This window comes from Mesorhizobium sp. WSM3860 (assembly GCF_002294995.1).
GTDB lineage: Bacteria > Pseudomonadota > Alphaproteobacteria > Rhizobiales > Rhizobiaceae > Mesorhizobium.
The window spans coordinates 1-24,455 of the sequence record NZ_NSGF01000039.1; the positions used below are offsets into that span (position 1 = coordinate 1).

The 24,455-nt window shown below is 63.5% G+C and carries 21 protein-coding genes, 1 tRNA gene and 1 pseudogene; 12 read left to right on the forward strand and 11 right to left on the reverse strand.

All coding sequences use genetic code 11. From position 1 onward, the window contains the following. The first annotated feature begins 307 nt into the window (after nucleotides 1-307). The 4 genes from CK220_RS30575 (at nucleotide 308) to CK220_RS30590 (ending at nucleotide 4,250) form a co-directional block, all read left to right on the forward strand. Nucleotides 308-1,402: an ABC transporter ATP-binding protein gene (locus CK220_RS30575; RefSeq protein ID WP_095815072.1), complete on the forward strand. Its 1,095-nt coding sequence runs from the start codon at nucleotides 308-310 to the stop codon at nucleotides 1,400-1,402. 68 nt (nucleotides 1,403-1,470) lie between these two features. Then, complete coding sequence (locus CK220_RS30580) at nucleotides 1,471-2,583, forward strand: ABC transporter substrate-binding protein (protein ID WP_095815073.1); 1,113 nt, start codon at nucleotides 1,471-1,473, stop codon at nucleotides 2,581-2,583. Nucleotides 2,584-2,605: 22 nt separating this feature from the next. After that, nucleotides 2,606-3,439 (forward strand): ABC transporter permease, encoded by an 834-nt coding sequence (locus tag CK220_RS30585; RefSeq protein WP_095815074.1) that lies wholly within the window; start codon nucleotides 2,606-2,608, stop codon nucleotides 3,437-3,439. A gap of 4 nt (nucleotides 3,440-3,443) precedes the next feature. Further along, entirely contained in the window at nucleotides 3,444-4,250 is an 807-nt protein-coding gene (locus CK220_RS30590) for an ABC transporter permease (RefSeq protein ID WP_095815075.1), read from the forward strand. Nucleotides 4,251-4,445: 195 nt separating this feature from the next. On the opposite strand, the gene CK220_RS31730 is transcribed toward CK220_RS30590, so the two are convergent. Both CK220_RS31730 and CK220_RS30595 read right to left on the reverse strand, forming a co-directional pair. Continuing rightward, nucleotides 4,446-4,829 (reverse strand): hypothetical protein, encoded by a 384-nt coding sequence (locus CK220_RS31730; protein ID WP_141245268.1) that lies wholly within the window; start codon nucleotides 4,827-4,829, stop codon nucleotides 4,446-4,448. A 75-nt stretch (nucleotides 4,830-4,904) separates the two neighbouring features. Next, entirely contained in the window at nucleotides 4,905-5,264 is a 360-nt protein-coding gene (locus CK220_RS30595) for a metalloregulator ArsR/SmtB family transcription factor (protein WP_066999308.1), read from the reverse strand. 423 nt (nucleotides 5,265-5,687) lie between these two features. Here CK220_RS30595 and CK220_RS30600 point away from each other — a divergent pair, with 423 nt between their 5' ends. The 3 genes from CK220_RS30600 to CK220_RS30610 all read left to right on the forward strand — a co-directional run bounded on the left by CK220_RS30600 (nucleotide 5,688) and on the right by CK220_RS30610 (nucleotide 6,992). Further along, complete coding sequence (locus CK220_RS30600; RefSeq protein ID WP_245429470.1) at nucleotides 5,688-5,906, forward strand: hypothetical protein; 219 nt, start codon at nucleotides 5,688-5,690, stop codon at nucleotides 5,904-5,906. Between the two features lie 113 nt (nucleotides 5,907-6,019). Further along, nucleotides 6,020-6,265 (forward strand): DUF982 domain-containing protein, encoded by a 246-nt coding sequence (locus tag CK220_RS30605; protein WP_095815076.1) that lies wholly within the window; start codon nucleotides 6,020-6,022, stop codon nucleotides 6,263-6,265. Nucleotides 6,266-6,749: 484 nt separating this feature from the next. Then, a complete protein-coding gene (locus CK220_RS30610) occupies nucleotides 6,750-6,992 on the forward strand; it encodes a DUF982 domain-containing protein (RefSeq protein WP_095815077.1) in 243 nt (80 codons plus the stop codon). 538 nt (nucleotides 6,993-7,530) lie between these two features. On the opposite strand, the gene CK220_RS30615 is transcribed toward CK220_RS30610, so the two are convergent. Together CK220_RS30615 and CK220_RS32900 are read right to left on the reverse strand one after the other, a co-directional pair. Further along, nucleotides 7,531-8,493: a glycosyltransferase gene (locus tag CK220_RS30615; RefSeq protein ID WP_141245269.1), complete on the reverse strand. Its 963-nt coding sequence runs from the start codon at nucleotides 8,491-8,493 to the stop codon at nucleotides 7,531-7,533. Between the two features lie 93 nt (nucleotides 8,494-8,586). Then, the gene (locus CK220_RS32900; protein WP_095815079.1) at nucleotides 8,587-9,168 is read right to left on the reverse strand and encodes a CatB-related O-acetyltransferase; all 582 of its coding nucleotides are present in this window, start codon (nucleotides 9,166-9,168) and stop codon (nucleotides 8,587-8,589) included. 236 nt (nucleotides 9,169-9,404) lie between these two features. Between CK220_RS32900 and CK220_RS30625 the strand changes: the two genes are divergently transcribed. Continuing rightward, nucleotides 9,405-10,190: a hypothetical protein gene (locus tag CK220_RS30625; RefSeq protein WP_095815080.1), complete on the forward strand. Its 786-nt coding sequence runs from the start codon at nucleotides 9,405-9,407 to the stop codon at nucleotides 10,188-10,190. A 178-nt stretch (nucleotides 10,191-10,368) separates the two neighbouring features. On the opposite strand, the gene CK220_RS30630 is transcribed toward CK220_RS30625, so the two are convergent. Together CK220_RS30630 and CK220_RS30635 are read right to left on the reverse strand one after the other, a co-directional pair. Further along, nucleotides 10,369-10,445 (reverse strand) — tRNA-Arg (locus CK220_RS30630). A 57-nt stretch (nucleotides 10,446-10,502) separates the two neighbouring features. Further along, nucleotides 10,503-10,808, reverse strand: coding sequence for an ETC complex I subunit (locus CK220_RS30635; RefSeq protein ID WP_066999298.1), 306 nt, complete (start codon nucleotides 10,806-10,808; stop codon nucleotides 10,503-10,505). A gap of 292 nt (nucleotides 10,809-11,100) precedes the next feature. On the opposite strand from CK220_RS30635, the gene CK220_RS32905 reads away from it, so the two are divergent. From CK220_RS32905 to CK220_RS30650, 3 genes are all read left to right on the forward strand, one after another. After that, nucleotides 11,101-12,072: an NAD(P)H-dependent oxidoreductase gene (locus CK220_RS32905; RefSeq protein ID WP_141245270.1), complete on the forward strand. Its 972-nt coding sequence runs from the start codon at nucleotides 11,101-11,103 to the stop codon at nucleotides 12,070-12,072. Between the two features lie 104 nt (nucleotides 12,073-12,176). Then, nucleotides 12,177-13,373 carry an NAD(P)/FAD-dependent oxidoreductase gene (locus CK220_RS30645; protein ID WP_095815082.1) on the forward strand — a complete coding sequence of 399 codons (1,197 nt, stop codon included), beginning with the start codon at nucleotides 12,177-12,179 and terminating at the stop codon, nucleotides 13,371-13,373. Between the two features lie 212 nt (nucleotides 13,374-13,585). Continuing rightward, nucleotides 13,586-15,088, forward strand: a complete 1,503-nt coding sequence (locus CK220_RS30650) for a PAS domain S-box protein (protein ID WP_176479268.1) — start codon at nucleotides 13,586-13,588, stop codon at nucleotides 15,086-15,088. Between the two features lie 67 nt (nucleotides 15,089-15,155). Here CK220_RS30650 and CK220_RS30655 read toward each other — a convergent pair whose 3' ends face one another. Then, a complete protein-coding gene (locus CK220_RS30655; RefSeq protein WP_095815084.1) occupies nucleotides 15,156-15,584 on the reverse strand; it encodes a hypothetical protein in 429 nt (142 codons plus the stop codon). Between the two features lie 431 nt (nucleotides 15,585-16,015). On the opposite strand from CK220_RS30655, the gene CK220_RS30660 reads away from it, so the two are divergent. Further along, nucleotides 16,016-16,321, forward strand: coding sequence for a hypothetical protein (locus tag CK220_RS30660; RefSeq protein ID WP_095815085.1), 306 nt, complete (start codon nucleotides 16,016-16,018; stop codon nucleotides 16,319-16,321). A gap of 44 nt (nucleotides 16,322-16,365) precedes the next feature. On the opposite strand, the gene CK220_RS30665 is transcribed toward CK220_RS30660, so the two are convergent. From CK220_RS30665 to CK220_RS30680, 4 genes and pseudogenes are all read right to left on the reverse strand, one after another. Further along, on the reverse strand, nucleotides 16,366-18,087 hold the full coding sequence (locus CK220_RS30665) for an SEL1-like repeat protein (RefSeq protein WP_095815086.1): 1,722 nt from the start codon (nucleotides 18,085-18,087) through the stop codon (nucleotides 16,366-16,368). Between the two features lie 43 nt (nucleotides 18,088-18,130). After that, the gene (locus CK220_RS30670) at nucleotides 18,131-19,537 is read right to left on the reverse strand and encodes an HlyD family type I secretion periplasmic adaptor subunit (protein ID WP_095815087.1); all 1,407 of its coding nucleotides are present in this window, start codon (nucleotides 19,535-19,537) and stop codon (nucleotides 18,131-18,133) included. Between the two features lie 79 nt (nucleotides 19,538-19,616). Continuing rightward, nucleotides 19,617-21,977 carry a peptidase domain-containing ABC transporter gene (locus CK220_RS30675; RefSeq protein ID WP_245429471.1) on the reverse strand — a complete coding sequence of 787 codons (2,361 nt, stop codon included), beginning with the start codon at nucleotides 21,975-21,977 and terminating at the stop codon, nucleotides 19,617-19,619. A 183-nt stretch (nucleotides 21,978-22,160) separates the two neighbouring features. Next, nucleotides 22,161-24,455, reverse strand: a pseudogene (locus CK220_RS30680) (hypothetical protein); the annotation flags it as partial.

The window sequence follows — 24,455 nt, forward strand, 5'->3', positions numbered from 1 at the left end:
GCCTGTCCGAAAGGACGACCAGGATCCACTCGGTCTCCTTCCCACTTCAACCATACACCGGAACCAACACACAGGATTCCAGGGTCTGCGCGTGTCGCTTCGCTCCTTGCTCCGCCCTGGAATGACGACGGCACGCATGCTTTGGCTAATCGCGAACGTTCGTCAGCACGTCGTACGCCCATAACGCTCCGGCCGACCGACCCTCACCACCCGTGAATCAAATTTGCCGATCAGGCGAAAACTATTCGGTTGCGGTGAACGCGCGCCGTGCCTACGATTTGAAACAAGGCGTGAGGACGAAGGCAGGATGCAGCAACCCGGCCGGGCCGCAGAGATCAAGGCGAACGGGATAGGCAAGAGCTTCGGCTCGTTCCGGGCGCTGGACAATCTCACGCTCGATATCGGCCGCGGCGAGTTCCTGACGCTGCTTGGGCCATCCGGCTCCGGCAAGACCACCTTCCTGATGATCCTCGCCGGCTTCGTGCAGCCGAGCGAAGGCAGGCTCTTCAGCGACGGCACCGACATTACCGACCGGCCGGCCGAACAGCGCGCCGCTGGCATGGTGTTCCAAGGCTATGCTTTGTTCCCGCATATGAGCGTGGAACAGAACATCGCCTTTCCGCTCAAGGTGCGCAAGAAGTCCGCTTCCGAGATCAAAAGCCGTGTCGCCGAGATGGTCGAGCGGGTCGGTCTCAAAGGCCACGAGAAGAAATTGCCGGCGCAGCTTTCCGGCGGCCAGCAGCAGCGCGTGGCGCTCGCCCGCGCCCTGGTGTTCGAGCCGGGCGTGCTGCTTCTCGACGAGCCGTTCTCGGCGCTGGACAAGAGCCTGCGCGGCCAGATGCAGGCCGAGATGAAGCGATTGCACCAGGAGACCGGCACCACCTTTGTCTTCGTCACTCACGACCAGAGCGAGGCGCTGGCGCTTTCCTCGCGCGTCGCCATCTTCAACCACGGCAAGCTTTTGCAGGTCGGCAGGCCGGACGAGGTCTATGACCGGCCGGCCAACCGCTTCGTTGCCGAGTTTCTGGGCGAGATCAACATGCTGCCGGTGAAGGGCGTCAAGCCCGCCGATAATGGCGCCACCGGCGTTTGCGAAGATCGGGCGGTCAACATGCGCTGCAAAGCAGAGAAGGTCCGCGGCGACGCTATCCTGGCGATCCGGCCGGAACACATGTCGATCGCGCCGGAGGCGGCGGCCGGCGAAAACGGCATTGCCGCCACTGCTGTCGCTTCGACCTATCTGGGTGCGGCGACCAAGCTCGACCTGACCACGCGCCAGGGTGCGAAGGTCACCGTCTCGGTGCCGAACGAGGTGGCCGCGGCAGCTTTGAGCAAGGGCAATTCCGTCTGGCTGACCTGGCCGGCGGAAAAGGGCTTCCTCCTGCCGGACGGAGGACAATGAGCACCGAAGCGGCGTGAATTCGCCGCGCCGGTTTCCGGATCAGATCAATCAAAACAAGGGGAACTGACATGAACGAGAGCAAGAAACAGACCATCGACTCCCTCGCAGAGAGGGCAAAACGCGGCGAGATCTCGCGCCGGCAGTTCGCGCAGCTTGCGGGCCTCGTGCTCGCCGGCACGCCGATGCTGCTGCGCTCGACCCATGCTCAAGCCGAGACCAAGGGGCTGGTGCTGGTGAATTGGGGCGGCGACGCCATCACCGCTTACGACGCCGCCTACGGCCAAGCCTTCACCAAGGACACCGGCATCCCGGTGAAGATGGACGGCTCGGGCCCGACCGAGGGCGCGATCGCAGCGCAGTTCAAGAGCGGCGCGCCGACCTGGGACCTGGTCGACGTCGATCCGTTCTCGGCCATTACGCTGGGTGGCCAGGGCATGCTCGAGCCGATCGACTACAAGATCGTCGACAAGAGCAAGATGCGGCCGGGCTTCGGCTGGGAATTTGCCGCGTCAACCTATTTCTTCTCCTATGTGATCGCCTACGACTCGCAGAAATTCGGCTCCAATGCGCCGACCGGCATGGCCGACTTCTTCGACGTGAAGAAATTCCCAGGCAAGCGCTCGCTCTACAAATGGGGTGTGTCGAGCTGGGAAGCCGCCCTGCTCGCCGACGGTGTGGCGCCCGCCTCGCTCTATCCGCTCGACCTCAAACGCGCGCATGACAAGATCGCCGCCTTCAAGGAAAACGTCGTCTCCTATTGGGGCGGCGGCGCCGAAAGCCAGAGCGTGCTGCTCAACGGCGAGGCTTCCATGGCGATCGTCTGGTCGACGCGCGCCTCGCTGATCGAGCAGGACTCGGGTGGCCAGATCAAGTTCATCTGGGACCAGGGCCTGATCTCGCCCGGCGCGCTCGCGGTGCTGAAGAACAACCCCGGCGGCAAGGAAGCTGCGATGAAGTTCATCGCCAGCACGCAGGATCCGCAGAAGGAACTGGTGATGTTCGACAAGCTGGGCCAGGGTCCGGCCAACCCGGCCGCCGACGCGCTGATCCCGGCCGACAAGAAGCGCATCAACCCGGTCGATCCGGAAAACATGAAGAAGCAGATCCCGCTCGACATGGAATGGTACGCCAAGAACTACGGCGCGGCGCTCGACGAATACACCAAGATCATCTCGGCCTGACCAGGCGGGATGCTGAACTGACATGAGGGGCACCCTCTCCGACAGGACGGGCGCGGCGCTGTTGATGGCGCCGCTGCTCCTGTTCCTCGTCCTTGCCTATGCCTGGCCGTTCCTCGGCGTGGTGAAGTGGAGCTTCACCCTGCCGACGCCGGGGCTCGGCCAGTATGGCGCGTTGGTCAGCGACCCGCTGGTGCAGTCGGTGTTCATCCGCACGCTGCGCATCGCGGCGATCGTCACGATTGTTTCCGTCACCGCCGCCTATGCGATCACGGTCGTGTGGGTGCGCGGCAGCCCAGTGCAGCGCGTGCTTGCCGAGTTCTGCATTCTGGTGCCGTTCTGGATCTCGGTGCTGACGCGCGCCTTCGGCTGGGTGGCGCTGTTGTCCAACCGTGGCCTGATCAACACCTGGCTGCAGTCGATCGGCTTCATCTCCGAGCCGCTCACGCTCGTCCGCAACGAGTTCGGCGTCATCGTCGGCATGTCGCATTTCCTCATCCCCTTCGCGGTATTTCCGCTGGCGTCGGCCATGCGCAGCCTCGACGAGCGCGTGCTGCTCGCGGCGCGCGGCCTTGGCTCCAGCCGCATGCGCACCTTCTGGACGGTGTTCGTGCCGATGACACGCTCGGGCATCATCGGCTCGGCGATGATCACCTTCGTCTTCTCGCTGGGCTTCTTCGTCACGCCGGCGATCCTCGGCGGCGGCCGCAGCGTGATGATCGCCGAACTCATCTATCTGCGCATCTTCCAGAGCCCGGACTGGGGCCTGGGCGCGGCGATCAGCGTCGTGCTGGTGGTGTTCGTCGGCGCGCTGATGGCGCTCTTGTTCCGCTACGTCAAACCAAAGCAATTGGTGTAGCGAGATGCCCACCTACCGCCCCGGTCCCGTCTCGCTCATCCTCGCAGTGCTGGTGGCGCTGTTCCTGCTTATGCCGTTGCTCGCCGTCATCCCGGTGTCGCTGACGCCGAGCCGAATGCTGACCATGCCGACCGGCGAACTGTCGCTGCGCCACTACCGTTCGCTGATCGAGGATCCGCGCTGGCTGGAGTCCATCCTGCTCTCGATCCGCATCGGTGTGGTCAGCAGCGCGCTTTCCACGGCGCTCGCGCTCACCTTCAGCCTCGGCGTGTGGATGTTCCAGCCGCGCTTCACCGCCGCCCTGGTCGGCTTCGTGCTTTTGCCGATGGTGGTGCCGCCGGTGGTCTCGGCGGTGACGCTCTATTTCCTGCTCACTTCGGTCTCCGGCATCTCGTCCTTCTTCGGTTACGACACCTGGCTGGGTGTCGCGATGGCACATTCGGTGATGACGGTGCCCTTCGCCACCGTTCTGATCCTGGTCTCGCTCAGCCAGCTCGATCGGCGCATCGACCTCGCCGCACGAGGCCTGGGCGCCAGCGTGTGGGAGCGCGCGACGCGCGTCATCATGCCCAACATCAAGTTCGGCATCGTTACCGCGGCGCTCCTCTCCTTCGTGCTCTCCTGGGAAGAGATCGGCGTGACCTTGTTCATCACCTCGGTGAACGCTATCACGCTGCCGCGCCTGATGTGGATGGGCCTGCGCGACAACATCGATCCGGCGATCGCCGCGCTCTCGGTGATCCTGATCATCATCACCGTGCTGGTGCTTGCCGTGCGGAGCGTGATTACACGCCGGCAAGCCGCACCGTAAAGGCTGTCCCAAAACGAAAGAGGCCCGCCGGGAGCGACGAGCCTCTTACGGTGCCAAAGTGGAAGTTTGGCCCGTGGTGATCCGGGGGTGTGGATCACGCAAAGTCTTAGCCGCCCGAAGTCCGGCGCGCGATTTACAAATCCGTAAACTTCGGCCCGCCAGGAGCGAGCGGCGGCGGCAGAAAGAGACGCAATATCACGGCCTTGCGAGCATCCGCGACCACGTCGGCGCAGCATCTTCAATCAAAAGTGATGGGCAGGCCGGCGAAGCCGGATCGGCGACGACGGCCAGCCCGTAAGGACGTGACGAAATCCGGCCGCTACCGATTTCCCGGCAGCAGCATTCTGGCCAGGATCGCGTCCCGGCAATGAAGTGATGATAAAGCGCGGCCAGGGCATGTATGCCGGCCACGATCAATATGCCGTTCGCGCAGAGCTCGTGAAGCTCGCGAAGGGTCGGTGCGGTCGCCCTGTCCGCCGCAAACGGAGCCGATATGGCGGAGAGAGGCCGAAATGGTCTGGCCAAACAACAGGCAAACAGTGAAAGCAGATACCAGCGCCGCGCGACGCGCGTTGCCATCCTATTTGCATCCGCGCCTTCAGCGGGCGCGCCGCGCAGGCGAAGGCCGCTCGCCCCCGCCTGCGTCGGAGCCGTTCAGGCGGCCTGCGGCGGCCGCATTCTTTCGACCAGAGCCTGCCGGGCCGGGCCGGCGAGCGGCCTGTCCATGGTCAGCAGCCCGTCGAGCAGAACGAGGAGCTCGCGCGCTGCGGACGACTTGCAGGAATAATAGACCATCTGGCGGTCGCGGCGGGTATCGACCAGGCCAAACCTGCGCAGTTTGGCCAGATGCTGGGAGAGTGCGGACTGGCTGAGTTCGACCTTGTCGGCGAGCGCGCCGACAGACAATTCGCCCTCGGCCAGGTAGTTCATGATGAGCAGACGCTTCTCGTTGCCCATCACCGCAAGAAAGGCTGCCGCGCTTTCTGCGTTGGCGGTAAGTTTCTTGGTCACCATCGGTTTCCCCATGTTCATGCTCTTCCGAGGCCACGGGGGCAATGGCTTCAGAATTCCAGAGCATTTGATGGGCCTGCTCCGACACGCAATCGGAACCTGCCCTGCTTCTTTGTTCGACCAGAACCCTCCGTAACCCGGTTGCCACCACGTCGGGATCTTGGTCTCGGACAGCCTGCGCCGCGTTGTTGCGCGACGCAAGTTGGCGCAGACTCGGAATAATTCCGCGCCGCTAATGAGTATCAGCGCTTCGTCCTTTCAGCAAGATAGCGAAGCTGGCCCAGTCTCCGGCATGCCTTCGAGCAGACAACGAGACGAAAACCTGACCGGCCGGGCGCCACGAAAGACGCACGTTGTCGACGTTCCTTGAGGACTCACCCTCGTTTCCGAACCCGTGCTAATGTTTAGCCGGGGAGCAAGGGGGACATGAGCTGGAGGAAGAAGCCCGTGTCCAACATGTCGCGAAACACATTCACGCCCGCCGAGACGGCCCTGTTGGGGCGTGTCTTCGAGAGCGGCCGCACCGATGGAGAAACCGAAGAGCAGAAGGAGGCGCGCGCCTCGCGCATCATCGCCAATTACATGGCCGGCATCACCGATGAGGCGGAACTCATCGAACTGTCCCGCAAGCCGCTCGGAAGATAGGCGGAAGCCATGCCTTACCGGCGTGCTGCTCACATCCTGTTGAAATATCGGGATGAAACTTGCCGCGCGGTGGCGCGTTTATCATCCGCTCACAACGCATCAGGGGTTTCGCGATGATCCAGGGATGGTTTTCCAGGCCGGTCGAAGTCGCCGTCGGCGTGGCAGGCTCGATCCGACACATTTCCAACGCCCAGCAGGCTGTGGAACTGCTGACGGGCCAATGGCGCGACGCCGGCAGCGCGCAGCATGGCGCGGCGCTGCGCGCCTGCCGCCGGGCAATGAGCGGCGACGTTCCGGCAGACAATGCCAGGGACGCCTTCATCAGCGCAGCGCGCGAAGCGCATGTGCTGGTCGAATAGTGCCAACGCGGCCCTTGATGACCTGTCTTCAGTAACAAGAGCCACACGATGCGCGAATTGACCGGACGCTTCCGCGCCGGCAGAAACCGCTGCTTGCTCTCCGCTTCGGTGTGCAGCTGCGCTCAGCCTCCTCATAGGGCCCGAAAGCGGTCGCCATCAGCGTGGCGACGGTCATGGTGGGTGCGAGCACAGCAATCACAATAGAAGTCTTCCCGCGTTCATCCGCCTGTCGACTCCGATCTCGCCGCGGGCGACAGCGCGGCCAGTGGCGTTGTCACAATGTTTTTGCGGGCGCGCCGGATCAATGAATCCGCTGCGTGAGCCGACCCGGCCGGCCGATCGCCGATCTCAAAAAATTCTCCGGAACATTATCGGCAGTGTTTGGTTAATGCGCGGGTCCCCCGATCATCCCGGGCCCGCATCCCAACAGGCGCCTGCCGGCGCCGTTGCTTAGCAAAAGACCAACATACGAACGGAGCATGTGATGAACGACGTCTGGTTTTCCGAGCCGGTCGTGATCGATTTCGAACCAAGCGGACATCGCAAAGTCTCAAGCTGCTTCGAGGCAGTCGAATGCCTCGACCTGCGCTGGCCAAGGCGGGCGCGCGACCGCGCCTGGCGGTCGGCAAGCCGCGTCTGCCGCGACGCGCTAGACGGCTTGAGAAGTCCCGCCGAAGCCCGCAAAACCCTGCGCAGGGCGGCGAAGGCTGCCGGCCTGCTGGCCTGAAGCGCATCGCGATCCCGGGCGGAAAAACCGCCACCCGGATCGTCTCGAATTACCGCCAGGGATTTGCTCCCGGCGGCCCGTAAGCCAGAAACTTCGGAACATTGCAGCCGCCGACCTGTTACTTCCCCGTAGTCTCCTGACTACAGGGTTCCAGACCCAAGCCGAGCCCGTTCCGGCTTCCCATCGCCGGGGCGGGCTTGATTTTATCGGAATTTCGCCTGCGGGGTCCATTAGAGCGGTTCAGCGTCTAACAGAATCGCTGAACCGCTCTAAGCATTTGTTTTTTGGCAATTCCGGACGGAAAACCGCTACACACTTTTCCTGGAATTGCTCGAGCCCGCGGCGAGAAAAGCGGCGGCCGACGTATACTCGAGAGCGTTCAGAGCGCGTCTCGTGGGCACATGAAAACGTCGGCCGCCGGGCTTCGGAGCCTCTTGCAAGGCCTCTCCATTTCGGCGAGTGGGACTGCGCCTTCAAGGCAAAGTCAGGGCCGTGGTGAACGGGAGGTTACTATCCACAGGGGGCAAATCCGCGAAGATCAGCCAAACCCGCCGAGCACCTCCGGGAATTGCACGGCCATCGCGCCCTCTTCCGCTTGCCTTGCGTAGATCTGGTGCATTTTCGCCGCGTCGTAGCGCGCGCGGCGGCGATGCACGTCGTTACCGAAGAGACCGCCGACGGCATCGAAGCGCCGGAGGAAGCGTTTCGTTATCCCGCGCTCGAACGGCAGCCGCTGCCCGAAGGGCTTTTTCCAAGGCGTATCCTTTGCCAGATCGCGCCAAATCTTGAGCGCTTCAAGCTCGACTCCAATCTGGCTGCCCCAAGGCTTGCCGCCCGCGAAATGCCGTGCATAGGCCTGAGAAAACCGATAGTCCCGGGCGCCGTTCGACATCAGATTCCAGTTCGGATGCATCGTCTGCCATTTGCCCTCGAAGGCGACATTGAGTGCGTTCTGGTCGTTCATTTTTCGACGAATGGCGGTCTGGCGCGTCCGCTCCAGCAGGCCTTCCACGCGCACAGCATCCATGTCGAAGACCACCACGCCGGAATTGAAGTATGGCGCGCCCGGCTGCATCCTGAAGGTTTTGCGATAAGACGGCCGGAAGTACATGTAATCGTCGTGGGCCGCGAGCAGCGGCGCGCCGAGTTCCTGGCAGGCCAAGTCGTTGATGTCGCGATTGAACAGGACATCACAATCGGTGTAGGCGATCCGGCCATAGCCGTCGAATTGCGGCAGCAGGTCCGCGAAGAGGCGGACATAGGCGGCGATGCTGTAGGTACCGAAGCGGAAGCCAACGCGTTCCATGAAGTCGGACACGTCGAGCAACGTCACTCTGTCGCCAAGCAACCGCCTCGCGACTTGGATATCACTCTCATCAGCCTTCACATAGAGAATGAAGCCATCAATTGGCGCGGAAACATCCAATATCCGCCGCGCTGCCAGGCATGCATAGGGAAAATACTTGCTATCCGCGGCCAAGAAGTAGCATGGGCGCTGCAAGCCTACCTCCGTGATATCTAGCTTCGTTCCAAGGGTCTTTTGAAATCGTTCGTGAATATCCGGCTGAGCCACCAAATGTTTATACCAGCCGCACTACGCTGAGGCGGTGCATGCCACAAAATGCCTGTCGATGAAAGCCTCGATGGGGCCGGTGAGCGTGCCGGCTTCTTTTTTGATCTTATCGTCGTCCCATTCCCACCACCGGATTGCCAGCAACTTCGAAATTATATCCTCAGAGAAACGATATCTGATCAGTCGGGCCGGAGAGCCCCCAACGATCGCATAAGGCGCCACGTCCTTGGTGACCACGGCCCCGGTGCCGACTACTGCGCCGTCGCCGATCGTCACCCCGGGCAATATTATGGCGCCGTGGCCAATCCAAACGTCATTGCCAATCGTGACGCCGCTCGGTCTGCCGCCATTTCGGACGGGATCGGATTGCTGCAGCATCCGGCTGTGGATCGGAAATGTCGTGGCGCGATCGGTCAAATGCTGGCCGGAGCACATGAAAAGCACGTCACCCGCGATCGAGCAGAAAGCCCCGATTGTCAGCGGGGCCTCCTTCGAGGGAAAAAAGACCTTCCGCCTTGACAAGCCATAAGTGTGGCGTCCCACCGTCACGTGTTCCGGCAGTTTCGACCGAGCGTTCCTCAACCAGTTGGATAATACGGACATTCTGAAGCCCCGCCCTCCAGCACCATAACGACATAGCCGCAGATGGGCCAAATCCACAAGCTCGGGAATTTCACAAGTCGGGCGAGTGGTCTTCAGTTTGAGACCAGATTACCGAAGACTTTGGTCGCCGCATTTTTTTCGTCTGTTGGTGTTGTGTTTTGCGGTGGATAGGATCCGCGAGAGTTGATAGTGGAACGAACCGCCCCTTCGACTTAACAGAATGACGATTTGACTGAATGAATGACGTCTTTGGTTACATCGCCTATGGCGATAACGAGCTTTATCACCTCGGCGCGCTTCTCAGCGCACTCAAGCTTTTGCACCATAGCCCGAAAGCCAGGATTATCGTGGCAACTGACAAGCCGGCATTCTTTCGCGGATACCCGCTTGAGACGATACTTGTGAGCGCCGAGAAGAAGGAGGAGCTATCCTTCGATTGGCGCTATCATTTCGGCATCAAGGCTGGGGGCCTTATCGAGCTTTTGAGGCGCGCTGACCGATTGCTTTTCATGGACACGGATATGTACCCGGTCGGAGACCTGTCCCGAGCCTTCGGGGCTATTAGGCCCGGCCATTCAATCATGCGTCTTTGCGAGGGGCCGCACGCGTGGTGCCCGCGGCTGGGGGGCAAAGGTGTTCAGGTCGGCGACTATGTTGTGACCGGCCATGAGCCGATGTGGAATAGCGGCGTCCTCGGTGTGCACCGCGACAACCTTCCTGCCCTGCTCGATGCCTATCCTCCGATGCTCGCCGTTCATGAGATTGCGAAGATAGATGCTGCTGAGCAGTTCTGCATTGGCATCGCCTTATCCCAAGATGGCCGAACCATCGGCCCGCATCGCCTGAAAATCAGGAACTACAACACGCGGGGCAAAAAGCTGTTCGCCGGGCCGCGCGTTCGTCGATTCTTCGATGTCTACGGCGACACGCCAGTTGCCCAGCAAATCGCAAAAGCCGCTCGATACCGCCTTTGGCGAACGCCCGTAGACTTATGGCACCAGCGACGCATGTGGTCGCGTTGATCTTGGTTCCCACGCAGGCTGTCGATCAAGCACGTCAGTCAGTCGACCCCGCCGCCGACCAAGCCCGCCCCCTCGGCCGCAAGGGCATTCGCGAGAACGAAAGGGTTGAAAAGTTGGAACTCGACCAGAAATCGAGTTGGATCTCTTGAGCCGCGAAACTTCTAAGTGCTTGATTTTATGGCGATCCCGGCAGGATTCGAACCTGCGACCATCGGCTTAGAAGGCCGGTGCTCTATCCAGCTGAGCTACGGGACCGCTGGCCGGCTGGGGCCGGCTGATGCCACTCATGCCGAGGAACGCTCGACCAAAGGGTTAATGCGTCCAGGGCGTCCTGCGGTCATAGCGGAAATTGTCCGAATAGGAAATCTGCCGGCGCTTCGGCTCCTTCGGCTCCTCGACGCGATAGGCAATGCCCTGCTTCTCGGCATAAGCGACCGCCTCTTCCCTGGTATCGAAGGTGAGCCGCACCTGGCTCAGCATATCGCCGGACGAGGTGTAACCCATCAGCGGATCAATCTTCTTGCGCTGGGCTGGATCGAATTCCAGCACCCAGTGGCCGGTCTTGGCCTTGCCGGACTGCATCGCGGTTTTGGCTGGGCTGAAAATGCGCGCGGACATGACCACCTCTCTGCCGCCCGAAGACCGGGCACCCATTTCGCGACGCGCGCCCGAAGGCCGGATTGAAACCTTCGGCCGCGCACCAGCCCGTCAATACTGTGCAACGGCCCCGGCGGCAAGGCCGTACGCAGCCACGGCCCGGCAAGCGGCGGGCGGAACCTCGCGCCAGCCCGGACATTAACCGAAAAGAGAGGCGACCAGCACAGCCGCTCCGACCATTGGTCCGAGGCTGCGAGGCCGGCATGTGCTCCTTCGCGTCGCCATCCCCGTCAACAAGCCCGGACAGTCCGCCATGACCATGACAACCGAACATCCCGTCCTGCAACTGGCCGTGCTTGTCGGCAGTCTGCGCGCCCAATCCTACAGCCGCAAGATCGCCAAGGCGCTGGCGGCCCGCGCGCCGGATTCGCTGCGTTGCCGCTTCATCGAGATCGGCGAACTGCCTTTGTACAATGAAGATCTCGACGGCGAGACGCCGCCCGCCGCATGGTCGGCCTTCCGCGCCGCCATCGGGGAATGCGACGCGGTGCTGTTCGTGACGCCGGAATACAACCGATCGATCCCCGGCTGCCTGAAGAACGCGCTCGACGTCGGCTCACGTCCCTCTGGCAAGAGCGTCTTCAAGGGCCTGCCCGCCGGCGTCGTCGGCGTCAGCCCGGGCAAGATCGGCGCCTTCGGTTCCAGCCAGGCGCTCAGGCAGACCTTCGTCTTCCTGGACATGCCGGTGATGCAGCAGCCGGAGGCCTATATCGGAAATGTCGCCGAGCTGCTCGACGACAGCGGCGCGGTTAAGAACAGCGAAACGGCCGCCTTCCTGAAAGACTTCATCGAGGCGCTGGAGACGTGGATCAGAACGGTGCGGCCAGGCGGCTCGTCCTTCGACGCCTTCATGAAGCAGCGCGAGAAGATCGCCGAGGACTATGTCAACGGCAATGCTACATCATTGAAGGCAATCGTGACGCATAGCGAGCCGGCCACCTTCTTTTCGCCGCGCGGCGACCATCTCGAAGGCGCCGATGCCGTTGCCGGCCGATACGAGCGCGACGCCGCCAGCTTCCACGAAGGCGGCAGCACCGACATCGAGGTGCTGCAGGCCTCCGCGAGCGGCGATCTCGCCTTCTGGACCGGGCTGCAGCATGCGAAGGCGCGCATGGGCAAGAACGGACAGCCCGCCGAGATGACCTTGCGGGTGACGGAAGTGTTCCGGCTGGAAGACGGCGCCTTCAAGCTGGTGCATCGCCACGCCGACCCCGCCAACGGATAATCTGCCTATCCGCGACACAATGCCGGGCTCTTTGCAACCACGGCCTATTCCCATTGCCTCGTCAGCGGCATATGTCGGATACATGGCCGTGGCACGTGAGAGCCATGACGACGACAAAGACAAGAATGGGCATGGAAGCGGAAATCTCGTCGGATTGGACCGGCGAGCCGGCGATCCTCGAAGGCGCGATCGTGATCGGCGCCGGCGCGGCCGGATTGGCGGCGGCCTACGCCCTGATCGAGGCGGGGGTCGCCACCGAGATCCTCGAACGCGAGGGGCGGCTGGCCGAGCCCTGGCACCACCGCCATGAAAACCTGCATCTCAACACGCATCGCGACCTCTCGACGCTGCCCGGCGTTTCATTTCCGAAAGGCACGCCCGCCTTTCCGCACCGCAGCGCGGTGATCCGCCTGTTCAACGACTTTGCCCAGACGCACCGGCTGCCGATCGCCTTCGGCGTCGTCGTCGATGAAATCGAATTCCGCGGCGATCACTGGCTGCTGAAGACCAGCACGGGACCGCGGGCGGCGCGCCACGTGGTGATCGCCACCGGGCGCGACCGGCAGCCCTTCATCCCGGCCTGGAAAGGCATGAAAGATTTCTCGGGCAAGATCGTTCATTCGGCGCATTTCGGCCGGGCGAGCGACTATGCCGGGAAGAAAGTGCTGGTGGTCGGCGCCGGCAATTCGGGCTTCGACGCGCTCAACCATCTTTCCGGCGTCGAGACCGGGCAGATGTGGCTCTCGGCGCGCAACGGGCCGTCGCTGCTGCCCAAGCGCATCGGCAAGATCGCCGTGCATCGCTTCTCGCCCGTGATGGCGAGCCTGCCTGCCCGGCTCGCCGATGCGGTGATGGCGGCGACGCAGCGGCTGGTCTTCGGCGATCTCGGGAAATACGGCCTGCCCCCTGCCCCGTCGGGCGGCGCCAGCCGCCTTGGCTCGGACTATACGGCGATCGCAGCCGATGACGGCGCGGTCGACGCGATCAAGGCCGGCCGCATCATCGTCGTGCCGCAGGTCAAGGAATTCAGGCATGACGGCGTCGTTCTCGAAAGCGGCCAGTCGATCGCGCCCGACACGGTCATTGCCGCCACCGGCTACCGCACCGGGCTTGAGACGATGGTAGGCAGGCTCGGCGTGCTCGATGCCAAGGGGGTGCCGCTGTTCAACGGCCCGGCGAACGACCCGAAACTGCCCGGCCTCTGGTTCACCGGCATGCGGCCGAGCATTCGCGGCTGCTTCGCCAATGCCCGCATCCAGGGCGCGGCGATCGCCGGCAGGATTGCCAAGCAAAGGCGCTGAGGCGCCATTTGGCTCATGCCGCTGTACGGGCGCCGCGCGCGGCTCGTCGGCCACACAGGCCGCTGCGCCGGACCGCGAGAAGTCCTATTGCGAAACTGCGCAAAGGGCATATTGTCGAGCAGGGTCGGGGATCGTACCCGGCGGTCGAAGGGGACGATCGACGCGGTGCTGCGTTAAGCGGTTGGGTCAAGGACTCGATGCAGCAAGGGGCTATGAGTGTTACGGCCACGGGGCGCGGCCAGCGCGAGCAAGCCGACGGCGATATTGCCCGCGAGCAAACCGTTCTCTTTCGCCTCACCGACCGACTTTACCGGGCCCATGGCCTCGTCGAGATCTACGATGCGGCCCTGGATGCCATATGCGACGCCCTCGGTTCGGCGCGCGCCTCGATCCTGAGATTTGACAACCACGGCGTCATGAGCTTCGTCGCGTGGCGCTCACTTTCTGAAGAATACCGCAAGGCTGTCAACGGCCACACGCCGTGGACAAGCGATGAACGCGACGCCAAGCCCATCTTTGTCGAGGATATTCGTTTCAGCGGTGAATCTCAGCAACTCATCGACACGGTCCTTGGCGAAGGAATCGAAGCGCTGGCCTTTATCCCACTTGCCAGCTCCCGCGAGCTCATCGGCAAGTTCATGGTCTACTATCCAGCACCCCATCGCTTCACCGATCGTGAAGGCGAACTTGCGTTGACCATTGCCCGCCAGCTCGGATTTGCGATCGAACGGGACCAGGCGGAAACCGCCGCGGCGCGACTGAGCGCGCTAGTCGAATCCTCGGATGACGCGATCATCGCGACGGATCCGGACGGCAACGTCACGGACTGGAACGGTGGCGCCGAGCGTCTCTACGGCTACGCCCGCGAGGAAATTATCGGTCGTTCGCTCATGTTGCTGATACCGCCCGATCGCCAGCACGAGGATCGGGAGATTCTGGCGCGCATTCGCGATGGAGAACATGTCGAGCATTTCGAGACCGTTCGCCTGCGCAAGGACGGCAGTATCGTTCCCATCTCGTTGACCGTTTCCCCCATCGCGGACGCATCGGGCACAATTGTAGGTGCCTCGAAGATCGCCCGCAGCATCTCCGAGCGGCTGCGCGCGCAAGAGCAGCGGGAGATACTGCTTCGCGAGATGGACCACCGGGTGAAGAACCTCTTCGCCATCGCAAGCTCGATCGTCAAGTTGAGCGCCTCAGCCGCCGAAACGCCGGCGGCGCTCGCCTCGATCGTGTCTGACCGCCTCGGTGCCCTGGCGCGGGCGCATGCGCTGACGATGCTCACGTCCGGCGGCCGCTCTGCTCAGGCCTCCACGAGCCTGCATACATTGGTCAACGCGATCCTCGCGCCGTACCGCCATGTGGATGATGAGCAGCCCCGCTTCGCCATCAGCGGCACCGATATCCCCGTGCCCGCGGCAATGATCACGCCACTTTCCCTCCTGCTGCACGAATTCGCCACCAACGCTGCCAAACATGGCAGCCTCTCGGCGGCCGACGGCTCAATAGATATCGCTTGCGCCAATCGGGACGGCAAGGTGCTTATTCAGTGGCGAGAAATAGGGGGACCACCTCCGATCGCCACCGAAGAAGAAGGTTTCGGGAGCCGCTTGGTCCGCGTCGCCGCGAGCCAGCTTGGCCGAGTCGAGCGAAACTGGGACCCCGCCGGCGTCACTATCGAGCTCACGCTTGACGGCGAAAGATTTTCTGCCTGACGACGAGAAAGCCAAGCTGAGGCGGGCGGGGATGTTCTCAGTCGGGTTATCGAGCACGACGGCCGGGCTAGCTCATGTCCCTAGCGGCCTCTTCGATCAGCTTGACAACCAAATTGCGAAACCTCTCGCCGGACCTGTTCCCTATATTTCCAACATCCTCGGCCACCATACCGGGTGAAGAAACGGACACCTCGCCACTTACGTGGACGTTGACGGTGAATGCCCTTCCGGCGGTCCCTTTCAAATCCGACTTTCGGTAGATTCGGAACCGAACCGACGGCGTCAGAGCCTTGTCATGGCCCCGCGGTGCGGTTTCTATGTCGATGGTCATCTCGCCCGACACTTCCGCCTTGGCCGCTGCCAACGACGCAACAACGACATCGTCCAGCCAGGCCCTGGCTTGGGTGCCGAAATCCGGCATCGGGGCATTCGCATCCCCCTCTTGCTGGCGAGGAGCTTTCTTGCCGCGCTCAAGGGCTTCTTTGAACTTAGCCACCTAATCGCCTCCGAGTTGTCGGGCTATGAAGCGGTGCTCATATGGGTCACCGCTCTGCCACTCAATAAAACGCGTGCCGTCGCAGTGCGTTGCAATGACCGCTAACAAGCCCTTCGCCGCGCGGTTGATCGGTCGAGGGCCGACGCGCGAAGCTTTGCTGGCAAGGAGCGTTCCTGGGCTGCTCCGAGGTCAAAAAAGCAATGGTCCGATGCTGCTGCAAAAATCGAATGCCGGGCAAGATCATAGAGGCATCCGAGCCTACTGCTTACGGCGACGATCGGACGTTCAAGGTTCGGACCGAGGTTGAGCGCGCGTGAGCAGCCACGTGGTACCTCTTTATCAATGCTTCACCATAGGAACAGCGGTTCCGGAACCTTTCTGATTGCTGCGAACTTCTGGAATTCCATGAATCCCAAACGAAGGACATCGGCATGAAAGTCACGGCAGCAGGCATCGACCGCATCAAGATCGGCAACGCCGACGCGAGTGGCCAGGGCGCGCATTTCGTCGTTTGGCTTTATCTTCAGGTCGACGAAGGCGGCACACAAACCGGTCAGGAACTGGTGGTGTCAGTCCCGTACGACGCGCAGATGACCTTTGATGAAATCGCTACCCGGGCTTTCGAGAAGGCGCACGCGCTGCTTCTCGCCTGCTGCGAGATAGATAAGTCCATGTGGTGGAAACAGTTCAACCACAGCCTTGCGCCGCTGCCTGAGTGGACCCCCGGCGCGCAGTAGTCGGGCGCGGCCGATGCCGGTGCTGAATCTTGGCAATGAACGCCTCAGCCGGGGAATTCGGAAAGTTCGTCGGCCGCTTCCTCAAGACCTTGCGCCGCCGCTCGCTCGAGCCAAAGGCGGCCGACTGCCGGGTAGTGCTCGCCGGCTAGGCCTTTCGAGAAATATCGGCCGAGCATCAGTTGGGCCCGCCCGTGCCCACGCTCGGCAGCGGCCGCAAACCATTTCTGCGCCGCCACGTGATCGACCGGCAGTCCCTCGCCGGAGCTCTGCAGCGCGCCGAGAGCAAACATTGCGCCGGCATGTCCGTCGGCAGCAGCCCGTTGGAACAACTGTATTGCGGCCTCGGGAGAGCGTTTGCCCCCGCTGCCATTGAGCAACATCTCAGCAAGTGCCACTTGCGCATCGAGTATGCCACCCTCGGCCGCCTCGGCAAACCAGGCACGGGCCTGTTGCGCGTCGGCAGCCACGCCGCGCCCGTCCCTGAGCATGCGCGCATACATGTACTGGGCCTCAGCAACGCCTTCAGCCGCGCGCCTCAACCACTGCGCCGCCCGCGTTTCATCCTGGTGCACGCCGACGCCTTTGGCGAAACACAGCCCGAGATTGAAGGCGGCGATAAGGTCGCCCGATAACGCGGCCGCCTCGAACCACCCCGCCACGCTCGTGATATCGTCCGGCTCGCCGGCTCCCTGAATAACAAGGTTGGCCAGATCGACTTGCGCTGCCCGGTTGCCGCCGCTTGCGGCGGTGCGCAGCCAATGCGTTCCCTCTTGCTCATCTCTGGCGACACCGTTTCCTGTCAGGTAGAGAGAGGCTAGCGCACGGGCGGCGGCCTGGTGGCCCCCCTCGGCCGCACGACGATACCAAATTGCCGCCTCTGAAAAGTCCGGCGGCCGGCTCTTCACGTTACGATCGCCGAGAAAGTTCGCAGCCTCGACGTTACCCGCCAATGCCGCACGCCGTATCCAGGCCTCTCCAGCCATGGGATCCTGCTCGCCGAGGCTCCCCTCGATAAGCGCCAGACCCATTCGGAACTGGGCCGCTGGAAGCCCTTTCTCCGCAGCTGACTGGTATAATCGCGCCGCACCAGCAAGGTCGCCAGCGACACCGAGGCCATGTTCGGTCAGGATCGCGAGAAGATAGATCGCTGTCGGCAAGCCAGCGTCCGCCGCCCGCCGGACCTCATCGGCAATCCTGGCTCGGTCTGCCGACAAACCCCGCCGTGCCAGCGAAAGAGCAAAACCAAGGCTTCCTTCGGCGCAGCCGGCCGCGGCCGACCGCTCGTACCACCTATAGGCAGCATCCGCGTCGCGCATCGGTTCGGGACCGCTGGTCAGAATGTAGCCGAGGAGTGCCTGGCCGGTGGCGGAGCCGGCCTCGGCCGCCTTCGTGGCTAGGTCGAGCGCTGACGCAAAGTCTGGCTCGCTCGTGGTGTCCTCCACGAACAGGCGTTCCGAGCCCCTGTCAGCTTCGGCTGTCGCCATCCCGGTCACATGGAGTGCGGCGAGGAGCGCCTGCGCATCAGCGCTCCCGTGATCCGCTGCCCGCCGCAGCCAGCGCGTCCCCTCTGCCCGGCTCGGCGGCACGCCGGACCCCTCGAGATAGCAACGCGCGACCCGATACTCGGCATGGCCGATTCCCGCACGCGCAGCCGCCGCGAAGAGCGGAAAGGCCTCGGTGGGCTTGCCATTTTCAGAAAGCTGGATCGCCCGGCGCAATGCTACCGACGGGCTAGCCAAACCAGTCAGGCGATCCAGAATTGTCATCCAAGCCAGCCTTTGACTGCTCCGGTTCCTGTCGCGTTGCAGGCTACGGCTCGCGCATCGCTTCCTGACCGATCGGGAGCATCACCCCAAGAATATATTTGAGCACCGTGCGCCGGCCGACCTGAACGTCGGCGGTCACCGGCATGCCGGGGGTGAGGGCAAACCCGGCGGGTACGTCATGCAGCGCGACCTGATCGATGGAAATGCGCGTCCGATAGAACGGTTCTGCATTCGAGGGCAGCATTGCCAGCGAACTGTCTGGATCGCGGGCTTGCTCCTGAGCCGAGAAGGAATCCGGACTGAGCGTGCGCACGGTGCCGTGAGCGAGGCCGTATTGCGAATAGGGGAAGGTGTCGAACTTGATGACCACGGGATCGCCGACATGGACGAAGCCACTGCTTCGGCCGACGACATTTGTCTCGATCTCGAGCGGCGCCTTGGCGGGCACGAGCGTGATCAGGCGCTCGCCCGACTGCAGGACCGAGCCGACCGACACCTTTGCCACGGACTGGACAATGGCATCTCCTTCGCTTTTCAGCTCGACCAGTTGCTTGCGCAGCTTTGCCTTGTTGAAGAGCTCGCGAGCGTCGGACATGCGAGAACTCGCCTCCGACAAACCTTGCGAGACTTCCGCGCGCCAGCCTTGAATGTAGCCGGCGCGGTCGGCGGCCACCGCAGCCTGCTGGCGCCTGGCTGCTTCCGCTGTCTGCAGGGCGTTGCCGAGCGCGCGCGACATTTCGGCCGAATTGTCCTCGGCAAGCAGGGTATTAAGGCGGCTCCCGACCTGTCGTTCTTCCAGCTGCTTGCGCATCTCCTCTATCGACGCCGCGACGGAGAGCCGCTGCCGGTAGCCAGCGGCATCAGATTGCGCGCGCGAGATCACCGAACTGAGTTCATCGCTTTGCCGATCGAAATTCTCCAGCTTGGCCTCGTAGACCGCCTTGCGGCGTTCGAAGATCGAAGCCTGCAGGGTCCAGCTGGGGTCGAGGCCGTCATAGTTGAACTCCTTGCCGTCGGCCTCCGCCTTCAACCGTGCCACTTCGGCCTCGAGCGTAGAGACCTGCATGGCCAATGCCTGCAGGTCTGCCGAGGCGAAGGTCGGATCGAGGCGCGCAAGCAATTGACCGGCCTGCACATGCTGTCCTTCGCGCACTTCGATCGAGCGGACAATCGCCGTCTCCAGCGGCTGCACGATGATGTTGGGCGATTGTGAAACCACGAGCCCCCTCGTCGTCACGACCTGGTCGACCGGTATCAGTCCGGCCACGGTGATCAAGACGATCACCAGGCTCGAAATCATCCATACGATGCCGCGCGCCGCCCGAGGAATGGGTGCATTCGAGACTGCAGTCGACGGCCACTGGAATTCGAGTATGGCCGGCGTCGTCGGATCGCTCGTTTTCGCTCGGCGCCAGCGAGCCTGGCGGACGGTGAGCGAGGTGCTACTCATGGCTTACCGGACCTCGTATCCAAGTCATCATTGGCGAGAACGATCATTTCAATCTCGATCCCGCTTCGGCACGACATCCTCAAACCAACCGCGGCGGTACGGCCGCCGGGCGGCCGCCGCGGTTGTCCAGATGTCGGTTCTGCTGCGACCACAGCTGGCGATAGACCGCGCACCGTTCGAGCAGGACGGTGTGCGAAGCGACGTCGAGAACCTTGCCCTGCTCCATAACCAGGATCTGATCGCAGTCGGTGAGCGAGGACAGTCGATGCGAGACGATGATCATGGTGCGGCCGCTGGCGATGCGCATGAGATTGGCACTGACGACAGCTTCGCTTTCCGGATCGAGAGCGCTGGTGGCCTCGTCGAGAATAAGGATGGTCGGATCGTGGACGAGGGCGCGCGCAATCGCCAGCCGTTGCTTTTGACCGCCCGACAGGTTGGGCGAACCTTCCTCGATGTAGGTGTCGTATCCGTTCGGCATGCGTTCGATAAATTCTTCCGCGCCGGCGAGATGCGCAGCACGCATGGCATCGGACAGCGTCAGGCCTGCGCGCCCGGCGATGATGTTGTCGCGGATCGACCCACGGAACAAGAAATTGTCCTGGAGGACCACGCCGAGCCCTTGGCGAAGATGACGCAGGTTGATTTCCTTGAGGTCGACGCCGTCCAGCTTCAGGAATCCGCTGTAGTCCCGGTTGATCCCCTGCAGCAGGCGCGCGATGGTCGATTTTCCCGACCCGCTCCGCCCGACAATGCCGAACATGGTCCCAGCCGGAATGTGGAAGTTGACCCGATCGAGCGCTGGCGTCTTGGTACCGATATAGCTGAACGTCAGATCGCTGAACGTAACCTCGCCGAGCAGCCTTGGTCTCAGACCGAGGGAGTTCGAACTCGTCTCCAGCGGCCGGTTAAGGACCGATGCCGCCTCGCCGATCGCCGCGCCGACCTCCTCGTAGTCTTCGATCAGTCGCACCAACCCGACCAGCGGTTGCGCGACGCGTTGGGAGATCATCATGAAGGCGAACAGACCGCCGACCATATAGCCGGAACTGTCGTTCATCGCGAGATAGGCTCCGATCAGCATGGTGCCGAGCACCATCACGCGTTCGATTGGCGTAACCAGGGTCTGCGGCCAGCTGGCGAACTGCCCGAATGAGAGACGCGCGCTTCCCGCCTCCGCCACCCGCTCGTCCCAAAGCGCCTTGCGTTGCGGCTCGAGACCAAGCGCCTTCACAGTTTTTATGCCGACAACGGTTTCGCCCAGCGCCGCCGACTTCCAGGTCTCGGCGTCGATCACCCGCTGGTACCTTCGGCGCATGGGCTTCAGGAAGGCAAGGATGATCAGCATGATCACCGCTGCGCAGGCAACGACGATCCAGGCAAGCGTCACGTTGATATAGAACATCACCGGCAGCAGCACGCAGAGGGTGATCAGGTCCAGGAACGTGCTGAGCAGTTTGCCCGTCAGAAACTCGCGGATTCGATAGACCTGCGCGAGGTGATACATTGTCTCGCCAGCGGGATGGCGCTCGAAATAGTCGAGCGGCAGGCGCAGGAGCCGGCTGAAAACGTGCAGCTGCAGCTTGGTGTCCAGGCGGGCTCCGACGACGTTGATGATCAGTCGCCGCGCGTGGCCCAGGAGCGTCTCGTATGCGAAGACGACAGCGACTATGGCCGACAAGAGTAAAAGCGTCGAGACACTGTTGAACTGCAATACCTTGTTGACCACCGTCATGACGATGAGCGGCGGCAAAATGGTAAGAACGCTGAGTGTGAAGGAGGCGATGGCGACGTCGCGAAGCGGCCGGCTTTCGAGCCGCACGAGTTCGGCGAGCCAGCGAAGCGTGAAGGGCGCATCCGCGGCAACATAGGATCGCGCGTTTCGGAGCAGCACCGCCTCGCCCGTCCACACCTGCGACAGGCGCAGCTCGTCGACAGCGGTGGATTCACCATCGTCGGGCGCTTCCGGACTTTTGAGGAAAACCACGTTGCGCTCGGCGCTCGCCCCGGTGAGGAGACCAGCGCCGCCGTCGCTGAACAAGAGAACGACCGGTCCGGTATCTTGAAAGCGCAACAGGTGTGACCAGCGAACACGCACTGCCCGGGACCACATGCCGCCGTTCTGCGCCCATTCCGACAGGTCGGTAGCGCTTGGAAACGGGCTTGCGCTCGCTGCCCTGAATTCGTTCGGATCGAGTTCGATACCGTGATAGCGGGCGACCCGGAGCATCGCCTTGAGGCGCGGCCCGACCTGGTCAAACTCGGCGGGGCCGCCGGGGCTCCGCCCCATTTCGCTGGTGCCTCCGGGCATGCCGGCCGGGTCGGCCGCGGTCCCGGCACGCAGCTCCGCAGGCTGGATTTCGGCACTCCCAGGAACGTTCACCATGGACTCCCCTTCGGGTAGGCAGGCGATGGTTCGCCATTGCCCGGGGCGGACCATTCCCGCCGGAATCTCTGGTGGCGCTGATGATACTCCACGGCGGCCGGTCGCGCGAGCCCCTTAGCCACTCGGAAAGGCCGAACGCGCAGGCCTTGCCTTTCGGCAAAGCCCGCGCGCCCGCTTCTCAGCTTTGGACCGGTTTCTATCGTCGTCTGTCCGGTCGCCATTCCTGCTCACTCATGCTCAGTCATGCGGCTTCAGAATGTCCTTCAGCGCCTTCTTCACCGTGTCGTCGCTGTTGGCGAAGCCGGCACCTTGCTTGTTCTGATCCGAGGTCAGGTCGGTGCTTGCACCCAACGGCTTGTTCTTGTTCTGACCAAATCCCCTGATCGTGTTGAGAACATTCAGGAGGTCGGTCGTCACCGAACCGGCGGCCTGGCTGACAAGCTGACGGAACGACGCATGGCTGACGGCATCACTGTCGGTCGAGCCGGATTGCAGGAACTGCGTCGTGTCCTTGAGCCCGAGCGAGTTGGCCGTGACCGCGGCGGTGCGATGGCCAGGCGAGCCATCGGCATCAGTGCCATCGTTGGGATGTCCCTTCCCAGGATTGCTGCTGTCGCTGCGGTCAGGATCATTGCCGTGGCCGTTGTTGCCCTTGTCGCGATCACCGGTTTCACCGCCGGGGCCGGTCGCTCCGGTCGGGCCTGTTGCGCCGCCCGGTCCAGTAGCACCCGTCGAGCCTGTTGCACCCGTTGCGCCGGTCGCACCTGTGGCACCCGTTGCTCCGGTCGCACCTGTGGCACCCGTCGAGCCGGTTGCGCCTGTAGCGCCGGTCGCTCCGGTCGAGCCGGTTGCACCGGTCGAGCCGGTTGCACCGGTTGCTCCAGTCGCGCCGGTAGCTCCGGTTGCACCGGTTGCTCCGGTAGCACCCGTAGCGCCGGTCGCACCCGTTGCTCCGGTTGCACCTGTGGCACCGGTCGAGCCGGTAGCACCCGTAGCGCCGGTCGAGCCGGTAGCACCCGTAGCGCCGGTCGCACCCGTTGCTCCGGTCGAGCCGGTTGCACCCGTTGCTCCAGTTGAGCCGGTCGCACCCGTTGCACCCGTCGAGCCGGTCGCACCCGTTGCTCCGGTCGAGCCCGTGGCACCCGTCGCACCTGTAGCGCCGGTCGCTCCGGTCGAGCCGGTCGCACCCGTTGCTCCGGTCGAGCCCGTGGCACCCGTTGCTCCGGTTGCACCCGTCGAGCCGGTTGCACCCGTTGCTCCAGTCGAGCCGGTGGCACCCGTTGCTCCAGTCGCACCCGTCGAGCCCGTGGCTCCGGTCGCGCCGGTTGCTCCAGTCGCGCCGGTCGCACCGGTCGAGCCTGTGGCGCCCGTAGCGCCGGTCGCACCGGTAGCTCCGGTGGCACCCGTTGCACCTGTGGCACCCGTTGCTCCGGTCGAGCCAGTCGCACCCGTTGCTCCGGTAGCTCCAGTCGCACCCGTGGCGCCGGTTGCACCGGTCGAGCCGGTTGCACCCGTTGCTCCAGTCGAGCCGGTAGCGCCCGTTGCTCCAGTCGCACCGGTAGCTCCGGTTGCACCCGTTGCACCTGTGGCACCTGTGGCACCCGTTGCTCCGGTCGAGCCAGTCGCACCCGTTGCTCCGGTAGCTCCAGTCGCACCCGTTGCTCCGGTCGCACCCGTTGCGCCGGTGGTACCTGTAGCTCCGGTTGCACCTGTGGCTCCGGTAGCGCCGGTCGAGCCGGTCGCACCTGTAGCTCCGGTCGAGCCGGTCGCACCAGTCGAGCCGGTAGCACCCGTTGCTCCAGTCGCACCCGTCGAGCCCGTGGCTCCGGTTGCTCCAGTCGCACCCGTGGCGCCGGTCGAGCCGGTTGCACCTGTCGAGCCAGTAGCTCCGGTGGCACCTGTCGCTCCGGTCGAGCCGGTTGCACCTGTCGAGCCAGTAGCTCCGGTCGCACCCGTTGCTCCAGTCGCGCCGGTTGCACCGGTCGAGCCGGTAGCGCCTGTGGCACCTGTGGCACCCGTAGCGCCGGTCGCACCGGTCGCTCCGGTAGCGCCTGTCGATCCGGTAGCACCTGTTGCTCCGGTCGAGCCCGTTGCTCCGGTATCACCCGTGGCGCCAGTCGCACCCGTGGCGCCCGTCGAGCCGGTTGCGCCTGTGGCACCCGTAGCGCCGGTCGCTCCGGTCGAGCCGGTTGCACCGGTTGCGCCGGTTGCACCTGTGGCACCCGTTGCTCCGGTCGCTCCGGTAGCACCTGTAGCTCCGGTCGAGCCTGTGGCACCCGTTGCTCCGGTCGCACCCGTCGAGCCGGTGGCACCCGTTGCTCCAGTCGCACCCGTCGAGCCGGTGGCACCGGTGGCACCGGTCGAGCCGGTGGCGCCGGTAGCACCTGTAGCTCCAGTCGAGCCGGTTGCGCCGGTAGCACCTGTAGCTCCGGTCGAGCCGGTCGCTCCAGTCGAGCCGGTATCACCCGTGGCGCCAGTCGCACCCGTGGCGCCGGTTGCACCGGTCGAGCCGGTAGCGCCTGTGGCACCCGT

Coding starts and splice junctions, on each gene's coding strand:
- CK220_RS30575 (WP_095815072.1), top strand. CDS start 308: ATGCAGCAACCCGGCCGGGCCGCAGAGATCAAGGCGAACGGGATAGGC.
- CK220_RS30580 (WP_095815073.1), top strand. CDS start 1,471: ATGAACGAGAGCAAGAAACAGACCATCGACTCCCTCGCAGAGAGGGCA.
- CK220_RS30585 (WP_095815074.1), top strand. CDS start 2,606: ATGAGGGGCACCCTCTCCGACAGGACGGGCGCGGCGCTGTTGATGGCG.
- CK220_RS30590 (WP_095815075.1), top strand. CDS start 3,444: ATGCCCACCTACCGCCCCGGTCCCGTCTCGCTCATCCTCGCAGTGCTG.
- CK220_RS31730 (WP_141245268.1), bottom strand. CDS start 4,829: ATGGCAACGCGCGTCGCGCGGCGCTGGTATCTGCTTTCACTGTTTGCC.
- CK220_RS30595 (WP_066999308.1), bottom strand. CDS start 5,264: ATGGTGACCAAGAAACTTACCGCCAACGCAGAAAGCGCGGCAGCCTTT.
- CK220_RS30600 (WP_245429470.1), top strand. CDS start 5,688: ATGAGCTGGAGGAAGAAGCCCGTGTCCAACATGTCGCGAAACACATTC.
- CK220_RS30605 (WP_095815076.1), top strand. CDS start 6,020: ATGATCCAGGGATGGTTTTCCAGGCCGGTCGAAGTCGCCGTCGGCGTG.
- CK220_RS30610 (WP_095815077.1), top strand. CDS start 6,750: ATGAACGACGTCTGGTTTTCCGAGCCGGTCGTGATCGATTTCGAACCA.
- CK220_RS32900 (WP_095815079.1), bottom strand. CDS start 9,168: ATGTCCGTATTATCCAACTGGTTGAGGAACGCTCGGTCGAAACTGCCG.
- CK220_RS30625 (WP_095815080.1), top strand. CDS start 9,405: ATGAATGACGTCTTTGGTTACATCGCCTATGGCGATAACGAGCTTTAT.
- CK220_RS30635 (WP_066999298.1), bottom strand. CDS start 10,808: ATGTCCGCGCGCATTTTCAGCCCAGCCAAAACCGCGATGCAGTCCGGC.
- CK220_RS32905 (WP_141245270.1), top strand. CDS start 11,101: ATGACCATGACAACCGAACATCCCGTCCTGCAACTGGCCGTGCTTGTC.
- CK220_RS30645 (WP_095815082.1), top strand. CDS start 12,177: ATGACGACGACAAAGACAAGAATGGGCATGGAAGCGGAAATCTCGTCG.
- CK220_RS30650 (WP_176479268.1), top strand. CDS start 13,586: ATGAGTGTTACGGCCACGGGGCGCGGCCAGCGCGAGCAAGCCGACGGC.
- CK220_RS30660 (WP_095815085.1), top strand. CDS start 16,016: ATGAAAGTCACGGCAGCAGGCATCGACCGCATCAAGATCGGCAACGCC.
- CK220_RS30665 (WP_095815086.1), bottom strand. CDS start 18,087: ATGACAATTCTGGATCGCCTGACTGGTTTGGCTAGCCCGTCGGTAGCA.
- CK220_RS30670 (WP_095815087.1), bottom strand. CDS start 19,537: ATGAGTAGCACCTCGCTCACCGTCCGCCAGGCTCGCTGGCGCCGAGCG.
- CK220_RS30675 (WP_245429471.1), bottom strand. CDS start 21,977: ATGGTCCGCCCCGGGCAATGGCGAACCATCGCCTGCCTACCCGAAGGG.